The sequence below is a fragment of the Carnobacterium sp. TMP28 genome, from assembly GCF_047553015.1.
Lineage (GTDB): Bacteria > Bacillota > Bacilli > Lactobacillales > Carnobacteriaceae > Carnobacterium_A.
On sequence record NZ_CP180212.1, the window covers coordinates 64,565 to 77,756 of the forward strand.

The 13,192-nt window shown below is 34.6% G+C and carries 14 protein-coding genes; 11 read left to right on the plus strand and 3 right to left on the minus strand.

The annotated features are described in order from the left end of the window. The first annotated feature begins 122 nt into the window (after positions 1-122). Positions 123-485 (plus strand): hypothetical protein, encoded by a 363-nt coding sequence (locus ACMHYH_RS00315; RefSeq protein ID WP_414839447.1) that lies wholly within the window; start codon positions 123-125, stop codon positions 483-485. Positions 486-726: 241 nt separating this feature from the next. Here ACMHYH_RS00315 and ACMHYH_RS00320 read toward each other — a convergent pair whose 3' ends face one another. Further along, positions 727-1,056: a hypothetical protein gene (locus tag ACMHYH_RS00320; RefSeq protein WP_414839448.1), complete on the minus strand. Its 330-nt coding sequence runs from the start codon at positions 1,054-1,056 to the stop codon at positions 727-729. A 194-nt stretch (positions 1,057-1,250) separates the two neighbouring features. Between ACMHYH_RS00320 and ACMHYH_RS00325 the strand changes: the two genes are divergently transcribed. Continuing rightward, complete coding sequence (locus ACMHYH_RS00325) at positions 1,251-2,243, plus strand: LLM class flavin-dependent oxidoreductase (protein ID WP_414839449.1); 993 nt, start codon at positions 1,251-1,253, stop codon at positions 2,241-2,243. Between the two features lie 45 nt (positions 2,244-2,288). Here ACMHYH_RS00325 and ACMHYH_RS00330 read toward each other — a convergent pair whose 3' ends face one another. Next, positions 2,289-3,128, minus strand: coding sequence for a DUF72 domain-containing protein (locus ACMHYH_RS00330; protein ID WP_414839450.1), 840 nt, complete (start codon positions 3,126-3,128; stop codon positions 2,289-2,291). Between the two features lie 368 nt (positions 3,129-3,496). On the opposite strand from ACMHYH_RS00330, the gene metG reads away from it, so the two are divergent. The 9 genes from metG (at position 3,497) to purR (ending at position 11,989) form a co-directional block, all read left to right on the plus strand. After that, entirely contained in the window at positions 3,497-5,518 is a 2,022-nt protein-coding gene (gene metG, locus ACMHYH_RS00335) for a methionine--tRNA ligase (protein ID WP_414839451.1), read from the plus strand. 91 nt (positions 5,519-5,609) lie between these two features. After that, positions 5,610-6,389: a TatD family hydrolase gene (locus ACMHYH_RS00340; RefSeq protein WP_414840397.1), complete on the plus strand. Its 780-nt coding sequence runs from the start codon at positions 5,610-5,612 to the stop codon at positions 6,387-6,389. Further along, on the plus strand, positions 6,377-6,943 hold the full coding sequence (rnmV, locus tag ACMHYH_RS00345) for a ribonuclease M5 (RefSeq protein ID WP_414839452.1): 567 nt from the start codon (positions 6,377-6,379) through the stop codon (positions 6,941-6,943). The genes ACMHYH_RS00340 and rnmV overlap by 13 nt, the downstream gene beginning before the upstream one ends. Then, a complete protein-coding gene (gene rsmA / locus ACMHYH_RS00350) occupies positions 6,930-7,823 on the plus strand; it encodes a 16S rRNA (adenine(1518)-N(6)/adenine(1519)-N(6))-dimethyltransferase RsmA (RefSeq protein WP_414839453.1) in 894 nt (297 codons plus the stop codon). The genes rnmV and rsmA overlap by 14 nt, the downstream gene beginning before the upstream one ends. A 159-nt stretch (positions 7,824-7,982) precedes the next feature. After that, positions 7,983-8,240, plus strand: coding sequence for a Veg family protein (locus ACMHYH_RS00355; RefSeq protein WP_085558859.1), 258 nt, complete (start codon positions 7,983-7,985; stop codon positions 8,238-8,240). Positions 8,241-8,406: 166 nt separating this feature from the next. Continuing rightward, positions 8,407-9,258, plus strand: a complete 852-nt coding sequence (ispE, locus tag ACMHYH_RS00360) for a 4-(cytidine 5'-diphospho)-2-C-methyl-D-erythritol kinase (protein ID WP_414840398.1) — start codon at positions 8,407-8,409, stop codon at positions 9,256-9,258. Between the two features lie 241 nt (positions 9,259-9,499). Then, positions 9,500-10,207: a metal ABC transporter ATP-binding protein gene (locus ACMHYH_RS00365; RefSeq protein ID WP_414839454.1), complete on the plus strand. Its 708-nt coding sequence runs from the start codon at positions 9,500-9,502 to the stop codon at positions 10,205-10,207. Beyond that, positions 10,153-10,986 (plus strand): iron chelate uptake ABC transporter family permease subunit, encoded by an 834-nt coding sequence (locus ACMHYH_RS00370; protein ID WP_414839455.1) that lies wholly within the window; start codon positions 10,153-10,155, stop codon positions 10,984-10,986. Before ACMHYH_RS00365 ends, ACMHYH_RS00370 begins: the two co-directional genes overlap by 55 nt. A 181-nt stretch (positions 10,987-11,167) precedes the next feature. Further along, entirely contained in the window at positions 11,168-11,989 is an 822-nt protein-coding gene (gene purR, locus ACMHYH_RS00375; protein WP_414839456.1) for a pur operon repressor, read from the plus strand. 544 nt (positions 11,990-12,533) lie between these two features. Here purR and ACMHYH_RS00380 read toward each other — a convergent pair. Next, complete coding sequence (locus ACMHYH_RS00380; RefSeq protein ID WP_414839457.1) at positions 12,534-13,040, minus strand: cupin domain-containing protein; 507 nt, start codon at positions 13,038-13,040, stop codon at positions 12,534-12,536. Positions 13,041-13,192 lie beyond the last annotated feature (152 nt).

Here is a 13,192-nt window from a genome sequence, read left to right on the forward strand (position 1 = left end):
AACACGTCTTAATAAAATAGTCCTGACTCTGTAGTGGCTATTTTTTGGTATCTTTTTATGACTAATTGCACTGTATAGTATGGAAGTATAGTAGGATAATAAAAGAATAAGGGAGTTAGTTTATGAAACAGGGCATTCTCATTTATCAAGCGCCACCAATGCTTGGTAGAAACGTTATGGTCGATAATTATGCGTTTATGAATTTTTCATTCATGGGTATCGGAAAAGGGAAAAAATTTTTAGAAAAACTACAAATGGAATTGGTAAAATTAGATTATCCAGTTACTGTTGTAAAAGACGATACTGAAGCTAATTTAGAAGATATAATTGCTCGTCAGTATGATTTTATTATTTGTGTCCCTGGACTTCAAAAGAAATTACTTTCAAAAGATAAGTTGCCACAGGTTTTTCATATTGATTCACAAGATTATTATAGTTCATCGATTTCTAAAACGATTACGAATATAAAAAATAATGTCTTATAACTATCCTAGTATGAAATTGAGGTCAACAGTATTTAATAAGTTACTAGTTGAAAAAAATAGTTTCAAAAAATAAATCTGACATAACTGAAAGAGAACGGGACATAACGGATTAAAACCAAAGAAGGCTTGAAATCAATTTTGTAAACATTGATTTCAAGCCTTTTTATCAGTCTTGTTTTAGCGAAAAGTTCTATGATTCAGTCCTTTTTTTGAAAAAATTTCATTGAGTCAAGGGATGTACTTAGCTAATAAAGAAGTAGAACTTGATTAAAACAATGATTAAAATAATTGTTTTAATCAAATAGTGAATGTTAATGGTTAGTTTAGCATCAACTGGAATGGTTAATTTTCTAAAAAGATAGTGGAAAAAATCTTCTTCTTTATTAGCAAAACCATATTTTCTCTGCAAGACGGTTAAAATGCAATCACCTACAAACTTTTCATGTAACCAATGGGTAAAGATAAGCAACGCTCCTACATAAAAAGGCGTATAAATAGCAATGATAAAAGACAATAGGATATAAGAAAGATGAGTAATAATAATTAAAGCATCAGAATTTTTTTTATTCATTGATAATCTCCTCACTCGCTATTTATTTATGATAAGTTCATTCAGTATAAATTATTTTTTTGATTTTATCATTTTATTTGTCTTTTACTAGGCTGGAGAGAACTCAAAAGGGTGATACCTTTTATTCTAATTAGAAACTGATATACTACTTTACGTAGTCAAAAGAGTAGTGCCTAGGAAGGAAGATAATAAAAATGAAATTAAGTGTATTAGATCAAGCACCGATTACTAGCGGAAACACTGCGGTAGAAGCTTTAAGAAAATCAGAAGAATTAGCTATTCTAGCAGATGAGCTAGGATACAGTCGTTTTTGGTTAGCAGAGCATCATGGGACAGATGGATATGCAAGCTCAGCTCCTGAGATTACGGTTGCTCATATTGCAGCGAAAACTAACCGTATTCGGGTTGGAACTGGTGGTATAATGATGATGCATTATTCGCCTTTGAAAATGGCTGAAGTATTTAAGACATTAAGTGCATTCTCACCAGGTAGAATAGACTTTGGAGTTGGCAGAGCACCAGGTGGAGACAGAAATGCGATATATGCTTTATCAGAAGGCCGCCAGCCTCTTTTAGATAATCTGTATGAGAAGCTAGATACAACATTAAAATTAATGAATGATAAAGTCCCAACGGATAAACTCTACGATAAAACGATTGCGACACCTTCAGGTATCCATTTACCACAAGCGTGGTTATTAGGTTCAAGCGGAAGTAGTGCCTTAGAAGCAGCACGTATGGGCGTAGGCTATTCGTTTGCACAATTTTTTATGGGAGGGATGACAAAAGAAATAATAGATCAATATAAACATCATTTTGTGCCCTCTTATTTTATGGAAAAGCCAGAAATTAGTGTGGCTTATTTAGTTACAGTTGCTGAGACAAGAGAAGAAGCCGAATTTGAAGCATTGCCACAAGATATTGGCAGGTTATGGTTGATGCAAGGAAAACCTAGTAACTTGTTATCGCCAGAACAAGCGCAGCAGTATCCATTAACGGAAACCGATAAAAGAATGATAGCAGATAACCGTCAATTGCATCTTGTTGGCACAGCTAAAGAAGTAGCAATCCGCTTGAAAGAAGAACAAGACTATTATGGCTTTGATGAAGCAATGATCTGTAGTATTCCACACTCACAAGAAAAACGTTTAGACGTTTATCGCTTATTGGCAAAAGAATTGTTATAAAAAAGGGACCAAGCTGCAATCATCACGATTGCAGCTTGGCCTCTTTTAGTCAAATAAACTGAGTTGTTGGGGTCCTAATTCATCAAAAGTTAACTGCAATAATTTTTGTAAGTGTTTTGCGTTACGGGCCGCATGGCCGCCTGAATTGTTGTTGAAAATAATGATAACTTCCTCGGAATTAGTCTCTAGTGATCGAATAATTGGAATGAAAAGAGTCAATTCTTCTTCACTATAATCATGTAAGGTTCTTTTTTCACGCCAGTTTGGCCCACTTGAATTTAGCCATCCTTCGTAATTGCGACCGTGTAGTCGTAAGAGTGACAATTTATTGTTGGTCACTGCTTCGACCATTGGAATACTATTTCCAGGAGTTTGAGGTTGATCAATAACGGCATGAATAAAGTGATATTCTGCTAGAAAAGTCAGTGTAAGGGGGCTATTCTCTTTCGTAAACCAACTAGAGTGGCGAAATTCAATCGCTAGTGGTAAATCACCCATCCAAGTTCGGATATTTTTTAAATCTACTAAGTGCTCTTTCGTGTAGTGAAAGAATGGTGGGAATTGAAATAAAAAAGCTTTTATCTTATTAGCTTCTATCATGGGCCCAAAAGCTACAAGATAAGTTTGAAACATAGCCTGTTGAGAGGGGAAGAAATCGATCCATTCTTTGTGCTGGGTCATTGCTTGAAAGGCTTTAGGAATAAACTGAAAATTTTCAGGTGTTTTATCAAGCCAACTCAAAATGTTTTTTTCAGATGGAATAGCATAAAAGCTCGTATCCAACTCAACAAAAGGGAAATGAGAAGTGTATCCCTCTAATTTGCGAGCTTTATTTGTCATCAATAATTCGTGGTCGCTCCAACCGGTTAAACCTATTGTAATCATCTATTAAAAAGCCTCTTTTCTATATTCGTTTCTACTAGCATAAGTAGTTTACCTTATTTATTAAAAAGAATAAAAAGCTAAGACTTTACTTGAACTAATTTCATAGGAAACATTTACAAGTAAAGAGAAAGACAGTAAACTATTTGTAGAAAAGTTTTTGATTGAATGAACTTAAATGCACACTATAAAAAGAGGGTTTAACGAATAAAATCAAGCAAAATTAGATAGACAAGTCCTTATTCTACTCTCTTTGTGTGGTATACTAGTGTAGGATAGTTTTAGTTGAATACTGGAAAAGATAAAGAGATAGATTAAAGATAAAACGTGTGAACGAAAAAATTTAAGAACGAATAAAGGAGACGCTTATTTTGACTGAAAAAAAACCATTTTATATTACAACCCCCATTTATTATCCGAGCGGAAAACTACATATAGGGAATGCTTACTCTACCATTGCCTGTGACGTAATGGCACGCTATAAAAGGATGATTGGTTTTGATGTATTTTATTTAACAGGTAGTGATGAACACGGCCAAAAAATTGAAAATAAAGCAGAAGAGTTAGCGATTACCCCTCAACAATATGTAGATAAGATGGCTGATGATATGCAAAACTTATGGAAGTTATTAGAAATTAGTAATGATAAGTTTATTCGGACAACAGACCCGGTTCATGAAAAAGTAGTAGCTGATATCTTTGAACAGTTTTTAGCACAGGGAGATATTTATTTGGATGAGTATGAAGGCTGGTATTCTGTACCGGATGAAACCTTTTATACAGAGACCCAACTAGTTGATATTGAGCGCAATACTGCTGGAGATATTATTAGTGGGAAATCACCAGATAGTGGACATCCTGTAGAATTGATAAAAGAAGAATCGTATTTCTTTAGGATGAGTAAATATGCAGATCGGTTGTTAGAATATTACAATACGCACCCTGATTTTATCCAACCAGAATCACGTAAGAATGAAATGATTAATAATTTTATTAAACCAGGCCTAGAAGATTTAGCGGTTTCTCGCACAACTTTCTCCTGGGGTGTTAAGGTACCAAGCAATCCAAAACACGTTATTTATGTTTGGATTGACGCTTTGGCAAATTATATTACGGCTTTAGGTTACGGTACAGATGACACAACTTTATTTGATAAGTTCTGGCCAGCCGATGTGCATATGGTTGGAAAAGAGATTGTCCGTTTCCATACGATTTATTGGCCGATAATGTTGATGGCTTTAGATTTACCTTTACCGAATAAAATATTTGGTCATGGTTGGTTGTTGATGAAAGATGGAAAAATGTCAAAATCAAAAGGCAATGTGGTTTATCCTGAAATGTTAGTCGAACGCTATAGTTTAGACGCTTTACGTTATTATCTAATGAGAGAAGTTTCATTTGGCAGTGATGGCGTATTTACACCGGAAGATTTTGTTTCAAGAGTAAATTATGATTTAGCGAATGATTTAGGAAATCTCTTAAATAGAACCATTGCAATGATTAACAAATACTTCGATGGTAAGATTCCAGCTTACAAGGGAAATGTGACAGATTTCGATGGGTCAATGAAAGAAACGGCCGAAACAGTTCTAGCTAATTATCAAGTTGAAATGGAAAAAATGCAATTTAGTAGTGCTTTGAGCAATATTTGGGTACTCATTTCTAGAGCAAATAAATACATCGATGAAACTGAACCTTGGAAGCTAGCCAAAGACGAAGAAAAGAAAGAGTCCCTAGAAAGTATTATGACTCATTTAGCAGAAAGTTTAAGGATTTCTGGTGTTTTACTGCAACCTTTCTTAACTCAAGCACCAAAAGAATTATTTAGACAATTAGGTATTGAAGATGAAGCGTCAAAAAACTGGGAAAGTATGAGCTTTGGTCAATTCCCACAAGATTCCCAAGTTGTTGCAAAAGGTACGCCGATCTTTCCACGTTTAGATATGGAAGAGGAAGTAGCCTATATAAAAACCCAAATGGATGGTGATTTAACAGTGAATGAAGAAGAGGTTGTTTTAGAAGAATGGGATCCAACAGAAACAACATTAGTTTCTGTTAAAGAAAAACAAATTAAATACGAAGATTTTGATAAAGTAGAATTGAAAGTCGCTGAAGTAATAGACTGTGGGAAAGTCGAAGGAGCAGATAAGCTATTAAAATTCCGATTAGATGCTGGGGATGAGAATCATCGTCAAATTCTTTCAGGAATTGCTGAATGGTATCCTAATCCAGCAGATTTGATTGGTAAAAAAGTTGTTATTGTGGCCAATTTGAAACCGCGTAAGATGCGTGGCGAAATTAGTCAAGGAATGATTTTATCTTCAGAAAAAGATGGCGTATTACAGATTATTGAAGCACCTAAAGAGGCACCAAATGGTTCGGAAGTAGCTTAACGGTTTAAATAAAGGGATACCCTGCTGAAGAATCTTTGGCAGGGTATTGAATTAGAAAAAGGATAAATATAGAAAGGAATGAATGGCGCTTATGTTATTCGATACACATACCCATTTAAACGCAGAAGAATTTGATGAAGAAATTCCAGAAACGCTTCAACGTGCAAAAGAACACGATGTTTCTCGTATGGCAGTAGTTGGTTTTGATTTATTAACGATTGAAAAAACACTAGCTTTAAGCAAGAAATACCCAGAAGTTTTTAGTATTATCGGTTGGCATCCAACTGAAAGTTATTTATATACTGAAAAAATTGAAGAACAACTTTACCAGCAATTGCAATTGCCTAAAGTAGTGGCTATGGGTGAAATGGGCTTAGATTATCACTGGGATACTTCTCCTAAACAAAAACAACAAGATGTTTTTAGAAGGCAACTTCAACTATCGAAAGAATTAAACTTGCCCGTCAGCATTCACATGCGTGATGCAATAGAAGATACGTATCAGATTCTAAAAGAAGAACACGTTGAAGATATTGGAGGTATCATGCATAGTTTTAGTGGCGATACGCAATGGATGGAGCGTTTTTTGGACTTAGGTATGCATATCTCTTTAAGTGGCGTAGTGACGTTTAAAAACGCACAAGACCCTAAAGATGTAGCAAGAGTTGTTCCTTTTGATAAATTGCTAATTGAAACAGATGCTCCTTATTTAGCTCCTGTTCCTTACAGAGGTAAGCGAAATGAACCAGCATACGTTAAGTATGTAGCAGAAAAAGTTGCTGAGTTAAGAAGCTGTTCTTATGAAGAAGTAGCTGTTCAAACAATGAAAAATGCTAACAGATTATTTAGGTTAAACGAATGGAAAAAATAAAAGAAATCATTGTTGTCGAAGGACGAGATGATACAAGAAGAATTAAAGAGTCGCTTGAGGCTGATACGATCGAGACTAATGGTTCAGCTATTAATGCTGAGACACTAAAGTTAATTGAAAAAGCACAAGCAACAAGAGGGGTTATTGTTTTTACTGATCCTGATTTTCCGGGAGAAAAAATAAGAAAAACAATTTCTAGAGCTATACCAGGTGTAAAACATGCTTTTTTAACGATTGACGAGGCTAAACCAAAGCATAAGGGCAGTCTAGGTATTGAACACGCTTCACCGGATTCTATCCGAAGAGCGTTATCAAAAAGCTACACGCAAGTACTAGAGCAAGAAATCGCGATTCCTAGACAACTATTATTAGATGCAGGGTTGATTGCTGGAGCATATGCGCGAAAAAGAAGAGAAAAATTAGGTGACCGATTGAACATTGGTTACACGAATGGAAAACAGCTCCAAAAGAGATTAAACATGTTCCAAATCTCGCCGGACGAAGTTATTCAAGCTATGCAACAGATTTTGGAGGAAGAAAATGACAACGAATAAGGATATTGCAACACCTATTAGAACGAAAGAAATATTAAAAAAGCATGGATTTTCCCTTAAAAAAAGTTTAGGCCAGAATTTTATCATTGATTCAAACATTCTAACAAAAATTGTTGATACAGCAGAATTAAATAAACAAACAAATGTCGTCGAAGTAGGCCCCGGTATTGGAGCCTTAACAGAGCACTTAGCTCGTTCGAGCAAAGAAGTTATTGCGTTTGAAATAGATGATCGCTTGCTGCCGGTATTAGAGGATACGTTAAGCCCTTATACTAACGTGACGATTATAAACAAAGATGTTTTACAGGCAAATTTGAAAGAAATCCTATCAAATAAACTAGACTTGACAGAACCGCTTATGGTTGTAGCAAATTTACCTTACTATATAACGACACCAATCATTATGTATTTTCTGGAATCAGCTGTCCGAATTGATACGTTAGTTGTGATGATGCAAAAAGAAGTTGCAGAACGAGTTACATCAGCGCCAGGTAGCAAAGCATATGGCTCATTATCCATTGCTGTCCAATACTACATGGATGCAGAAATAGCTTTTATTGTACCTAAAACAGTTTTCGTGCCACAGCCCAATGTTGATTCAGCAATTATCAAGTTAACTAGAAGAGAAACACCTGCTGTTGAGGTACTAAATGAGAAAATTTTCTTTGAAGTTGTGCGAGCAGCGTTTGTTCAACGAAGAAAAACTCTTTGGAATAATCTTTCTGGCAGATACGGGAAAAATGAAGGCGTAAAAGAAAAATTAATTGAAGCCCTTGACTACGCTGGAATTGATCCAAAACGCCGAGGCGAGACACTAAGTTTAGTAGAATTTGGTAAATTATCAGATGGTATTTACTTAAAACTATTAAAATTAAATTAGAAAACAATAAGGAAAACTACCAAAACTCTTTAATAGAGAGAATTTTTGGTAGTTGTTTTATTAGAGATAAAATAGTTGATTCCTTCTTTCTCATATGTTATACTTGTAAAATTCGTCTAAGTGTGGTACACTGCTCACCAGATGAGAGAGGTGAAACTGATGCCAATTACATTATCCAGTATCAAAGAGAAACTAGATCTCAAATTAGGTAAAAAAATTATGCTGACCGCACAAGTAGGTCGTAAAAAAAAGACAGAGCGTAAAGGTATTTTGACTGAAACGTATCCTTCTGTTTTTGTTGTGGAATTAGATCAAGATGAAAATGCTTTTGAACGTGTCTCTTATAGTTATACAGATGTTTTGACCCAATCGGTGGAAATTCAATTTCTAGATGAAGAAAGTCTACAATATGCTTAATCGTAAGACCACGAGCTGAAACATGAGCTCGTTTTTTTTTTACAAAAAAACATTTCTGATAATTTCGTTAAAATTGTTTGTTCTTTATTTGCAAATCCTTTTTTTTAAGCTAGTATGTTTAACAGACAAAAGACTTTTTAAAAATGAAAGGAGGCAGATGATGAATATAGAAATAATAGAAAAAGCTCCTGCTAAAATCAATTTAACGTTAGATGTTTTGCATAAGCGTGAAGATGGTTACCATGAACTTGAGATGGTTATGACTTCTGTTGATTTAGCAGACTATGTAACAGTGAAAACACTTGAAAATGATACGATTATCATTCAATCTAATAATGGTTTTTTACCTTTAGATCAAAGAAACCATGCATATAAAGCAGCTAGATTAATAAAAGATAGATTTAATATTCAACTTGGGGTAGAAATGATGATTAGAAAAAACATTCCAATCGCAGCGGGTTTAGGTGGTGGAAGCAGTGATGCAGCAGCAACATTGAGAGGCTTAAACAAATTATGGAACTTAAAGTTATCATTAGCTGAATTAGCTGAATTGGGTGCAGAGGTAGGTTCGGATGTCCCTTATTGTATTTATGGAGGAACAGCCTTTGTAAGTGGACGAGGTGAAAAGATAGAACAACTAGAAGCTGTCCCTCAGTGTTGGGTTGTCTTAGTTAAACCTAAAAAAGGTATTTCAACAGGAACAGTCTTTAGTGCACTCTCTTATGAGACACTTAGACATCCTTCTACCCAATCAATGATAACGGCTATTCAAGAACAGGATTATCTAAAAATGACGAGTTCAATAGGAAATTCGTTGGAAGAAGCGTCTACTATTCGGCAACCGTCGATTGAAAAAATCAAACAAAAAATGATATCTTTTGGAGCAGATGCTGCGTTAATGAGTGGCAGTGGGCCAACTATTTTCGCTCTTTGTCGTAAATACTCGAGAGCGCAAAGAGTGTATAACGGTCTAAAAGGTTTCTGTAATGAAGTTTATCTTGTGAGAACATTAAAATAAGAAACGAGGCTGGAACCAAAAAAGTGGTTCTAGCCTTGTCATTTATAGAAACAACTAGTTAGGTATCATTCAAGATATTTTTCTTGACGAATAATAAGAGTAGTGATAAGCTACTAAAGTGAATCTAAAGAGTAATCATTACGATTTGAGAAACAATAGAAAAATATAAAAAAAGTCGCTACTGAGGGTGTATGGATATATAATTTTACAGTAGGACTCAAAATAAGAAAGGATGATGATGATGCATTATATTGAAGTTAAAGATTTATCTTTTTATTATGACGAGGAACCAGTCCTAGAAAATATTTGTTTTACAGTCGATCCTGGCGAATTCGTTATGCTAACAGGTGAAAATGGTGCGGCTAAATCGACTCTACTTCGTAATATATTAGGCTTATTAACACCAAGTAAAGGTACAGCAACTATCTCACCAGTAAATGAGAGAAATGAAAAGTTAGCTATTGGATATATTCCTCAGCAAGTAGCTTCGTTTAATGCAGGATTTCCTAGTACGGTTTTGGAATTAGTGCGTTCTGGTCGTTACCAAAGGAATAAATGGTTTAAAAAGCTAGATGCAGAAGATAAAGAACATGTTGAACGCGCATTGAAATCAGTTGGTATGTGGGAAATGAGAAATAAAAAAATTGGCGAACTTTCGGGAGGCCAAAAACAACGCATTTCACTGGCTCGTATTTTTGCAACAGATCCAGATCTTTTTGTACTAGATGAACCAACAACAGGGATGGATCTTGATTCACGACGTGAATTTTATGAATTACTAAAGCACAATAGTAAAGTTCATGGTAAAGGAATTTTAATGGTGACTCATGACCATGAAGATATTAAGCAATACGCAGATCGTCATATTCAACTTGTTAGAAAGGAGGATTCACCGTGGAGATGTTTTTCTATGGATTCATGCAAAGAGCCTTCCAAGCTTCATTCTTGATAGCCGTTATTGCTCCTATTTTAGGATTATTTTTAATTCTTAGACGCCAATCTTTAATGGCAGATACATTGTCACATATTTCTTTAGCAGGTATTGCTTTAGGCTTGTTGTTAAATGTTAATCCAACACTGATGACATTAGTTGTTGTTGTCATAGCAGCTGTATCAATAGATTATATCCGAATGCTTTATAAATCTTATTCAGAAATTTCTATAGCTATTTTGATGTCAGCAGGAATGGCGATTGCCTTGGTTTTGATGAGTTTGAATGAGGGTGGAACAAATACAAGTATTCAACAATACTTATTTGGTTCAATAGTAACGATTAATCTTGCTCAGGTACAGTTACTATTCTTTCTTTTCTTATTGGTAGTAGGATTATTTTTAGTTTTTCGTAAGCCAATGTATGTTTTAACTTTCGACGAAGACACAGCGTACACAGCTGGTTTACCAGTCAAGCTGATGTCGATTGTTTTTAATGTGATTACTGGTGTTACGATAGCCGTTATTATGCCCATTGTTGGAGCGTTACTAGTTTCGGCAATTATTATATTACCTGCCGCGATTGCGATGAGGTTAAGTAAAAGTTTTAACTTAGTTATCTTGATAGGTATTCTTGTTGGTTTAGTAGGTATGTTCACTGGTTTAACTGCTTCTTATCAATTTGGAACACCACCAGGAGCGACAATAACCTTAGTTTTTATTGTTATTTTTATTATTACGACGATTGTTAAAAAGCTGGTCAATCAATCAAAATATAAAAAAAATCAACGTACTTAATCAAATAGAAAAAATGCGAATCCGAAAGTTCGCTTTTTTTTTATGAGAAAATAATAAAAAAAACGAACAATTTCACCTTTTTTAACAGAAATGACTACCTTTTTTCGTTAAATATGATTATAATGAACACAACCATTTTAAAAAATAAAATTAAAAAGTACATTATGATGAGGTGAAAGAGTTGAAAGTAAAAAGAAGTGAACGATTAATTGATATGACTCGTTATTTATTAGAAAAACCACATAAGTTAGTTTCTTTAACTTATTTTGCAAAGCGTTATGATTCTGCTAAATCCTCTATCAGTGAAGATTTATCGATCGTTAAAAAAACGTTTAGAGAGCGGGGTACGGGTACGCTAGAAACAGTGCCTGGAGCAGCAGGAGGCGTACGTTATATTCCTGAGATAGCTAAAGAAGAGGCAAGAGAATTCGTCGAAGACATGTGCGAACGTTTGTCAGAGGCTAATCGATTATTACCAGGTGGCTATGTTTATTTATCAGATTTACTAGGAGAACCGCAAACATTGCGTCAGATTGGTAAAATTATTGCTTCTCAGTATCTCCATGACTCAATTGATGCAGTTATGACCGTGGCAACAAAAGGTGTACCAATTGCCCAAGCAGTATCAAGTTATTTAAATGTTCCATTTGTAATGGTAAGACGTGATTCTAAGATTACAGAAGGATCAACGGTTAGTATTAATTATGTATCAGGATCTTCTGAAAGAATAGAAAAAATGGAATTATCTAAGCGCAGTTTGAAGAGAGGTTCGCGCGTCCTAATTGTAGATGACTTCATGAAAGGCGGCGGAACTGTTAATGGTATGAAGAGTCTGATTGAAGAATTTGAAGCACAATTAGTCGGTGTAACAGTATTCGCAGAATCAACCTTTAACGGCGATAGAATGATTGAGGATTATACATCCTTATTGTGTGTAGATGAAGTTGATATACGGGATAAAACAATTCATGTAACTCCTGGAAATTACTTTGATAAAAAATAGACGAATAAGGCAATCATTAAGCTGAAAATAATTTGTATTGCTAAAATTAACTAACTAATAGAAACGTAGGTTGGTACCTAAAAATGCAAATCTACGTTTTTGTAGATATATTATTTTAATCTATCTAATTCCATTTCAATTGATTGTAAAAGATGTGAGAATCAATTAGTTTCTTATGGTTCTGTAGCGCTATTAAAATAAGGTAGAGACAGTCAAACTTAATAAAAGCAGGGGAAGAATGGACAACGGAAGTTGAAACTGGACTCTCGTTATCTGTTCGTATTTTGACATCTTCACACTCTGTTCAGACACAATTGTATTCAGTTAAAGTAAAAAAATGAAATAAACAAACCTATCTCTCTTTCTTTGAATACCTAGACCAATTGAATACGGAGAAATTTAAAAAAAGGAAAACAAACTATAAGCACCCTATTTATCATTTGACGTTAGGCTACTATATGGCTAAGTTTAAAGTAAAAGAAGCATAAAAGTTTAAAAATAGAAATAGCGACTGAGACGGTTGTCTTAGCCGTTATTTCTATTTTTAATCCGGCAATGTTTCAAAAGCTAATTTTTTAATGACTTGTTCGTGTTGTGGATAGTCCTCAAGTAGTTCAGCTTGTGTAAATAATTCAAAATCTTCGTAATCAAAACCGGGAGAGACCATACAACTCACTAGTGAGTAGATCCCTTTCTCTTCAACGCTAGAGCCAAAAATAACACCTTTAGGAACAGTAAATTGTAAAGTTTCATCATTTTCAAGTGTATCACCTAATTTTACTTGATCATAGTGTCCATCAGGATAAAGCATATGGACAGTCAAAGGATCACCGGTATGAAAATACCAAACTTCATCTGATTTTAAACGATGAAAATGTGAAGGGCTCTCTTGATTTAATAAAAAATAAATACTTGTGTATAAAGGCCGTTCATAGTTTCCTTCAACGCGATACATTTCAGCAGGTTGAGAAACAGATTTGAAAAAACCTCCTTCAGGATGAGGTGTCAGTTCCAAATGCTCTACCCAATATTTTTCTGATTTTTGATTCATAGTGGTATTCCTCCTTTTAGTATCATTTATCTAAGTATACAAGAATAAATACTAAGACAACAGTTTTTAAAAATGGAAATGATTCCGCTTGCCTAAATAGGTCGAACTAAACTTTTGAAAGAACCCTAAAGAATAGGAGTTTTCCTTGAAAA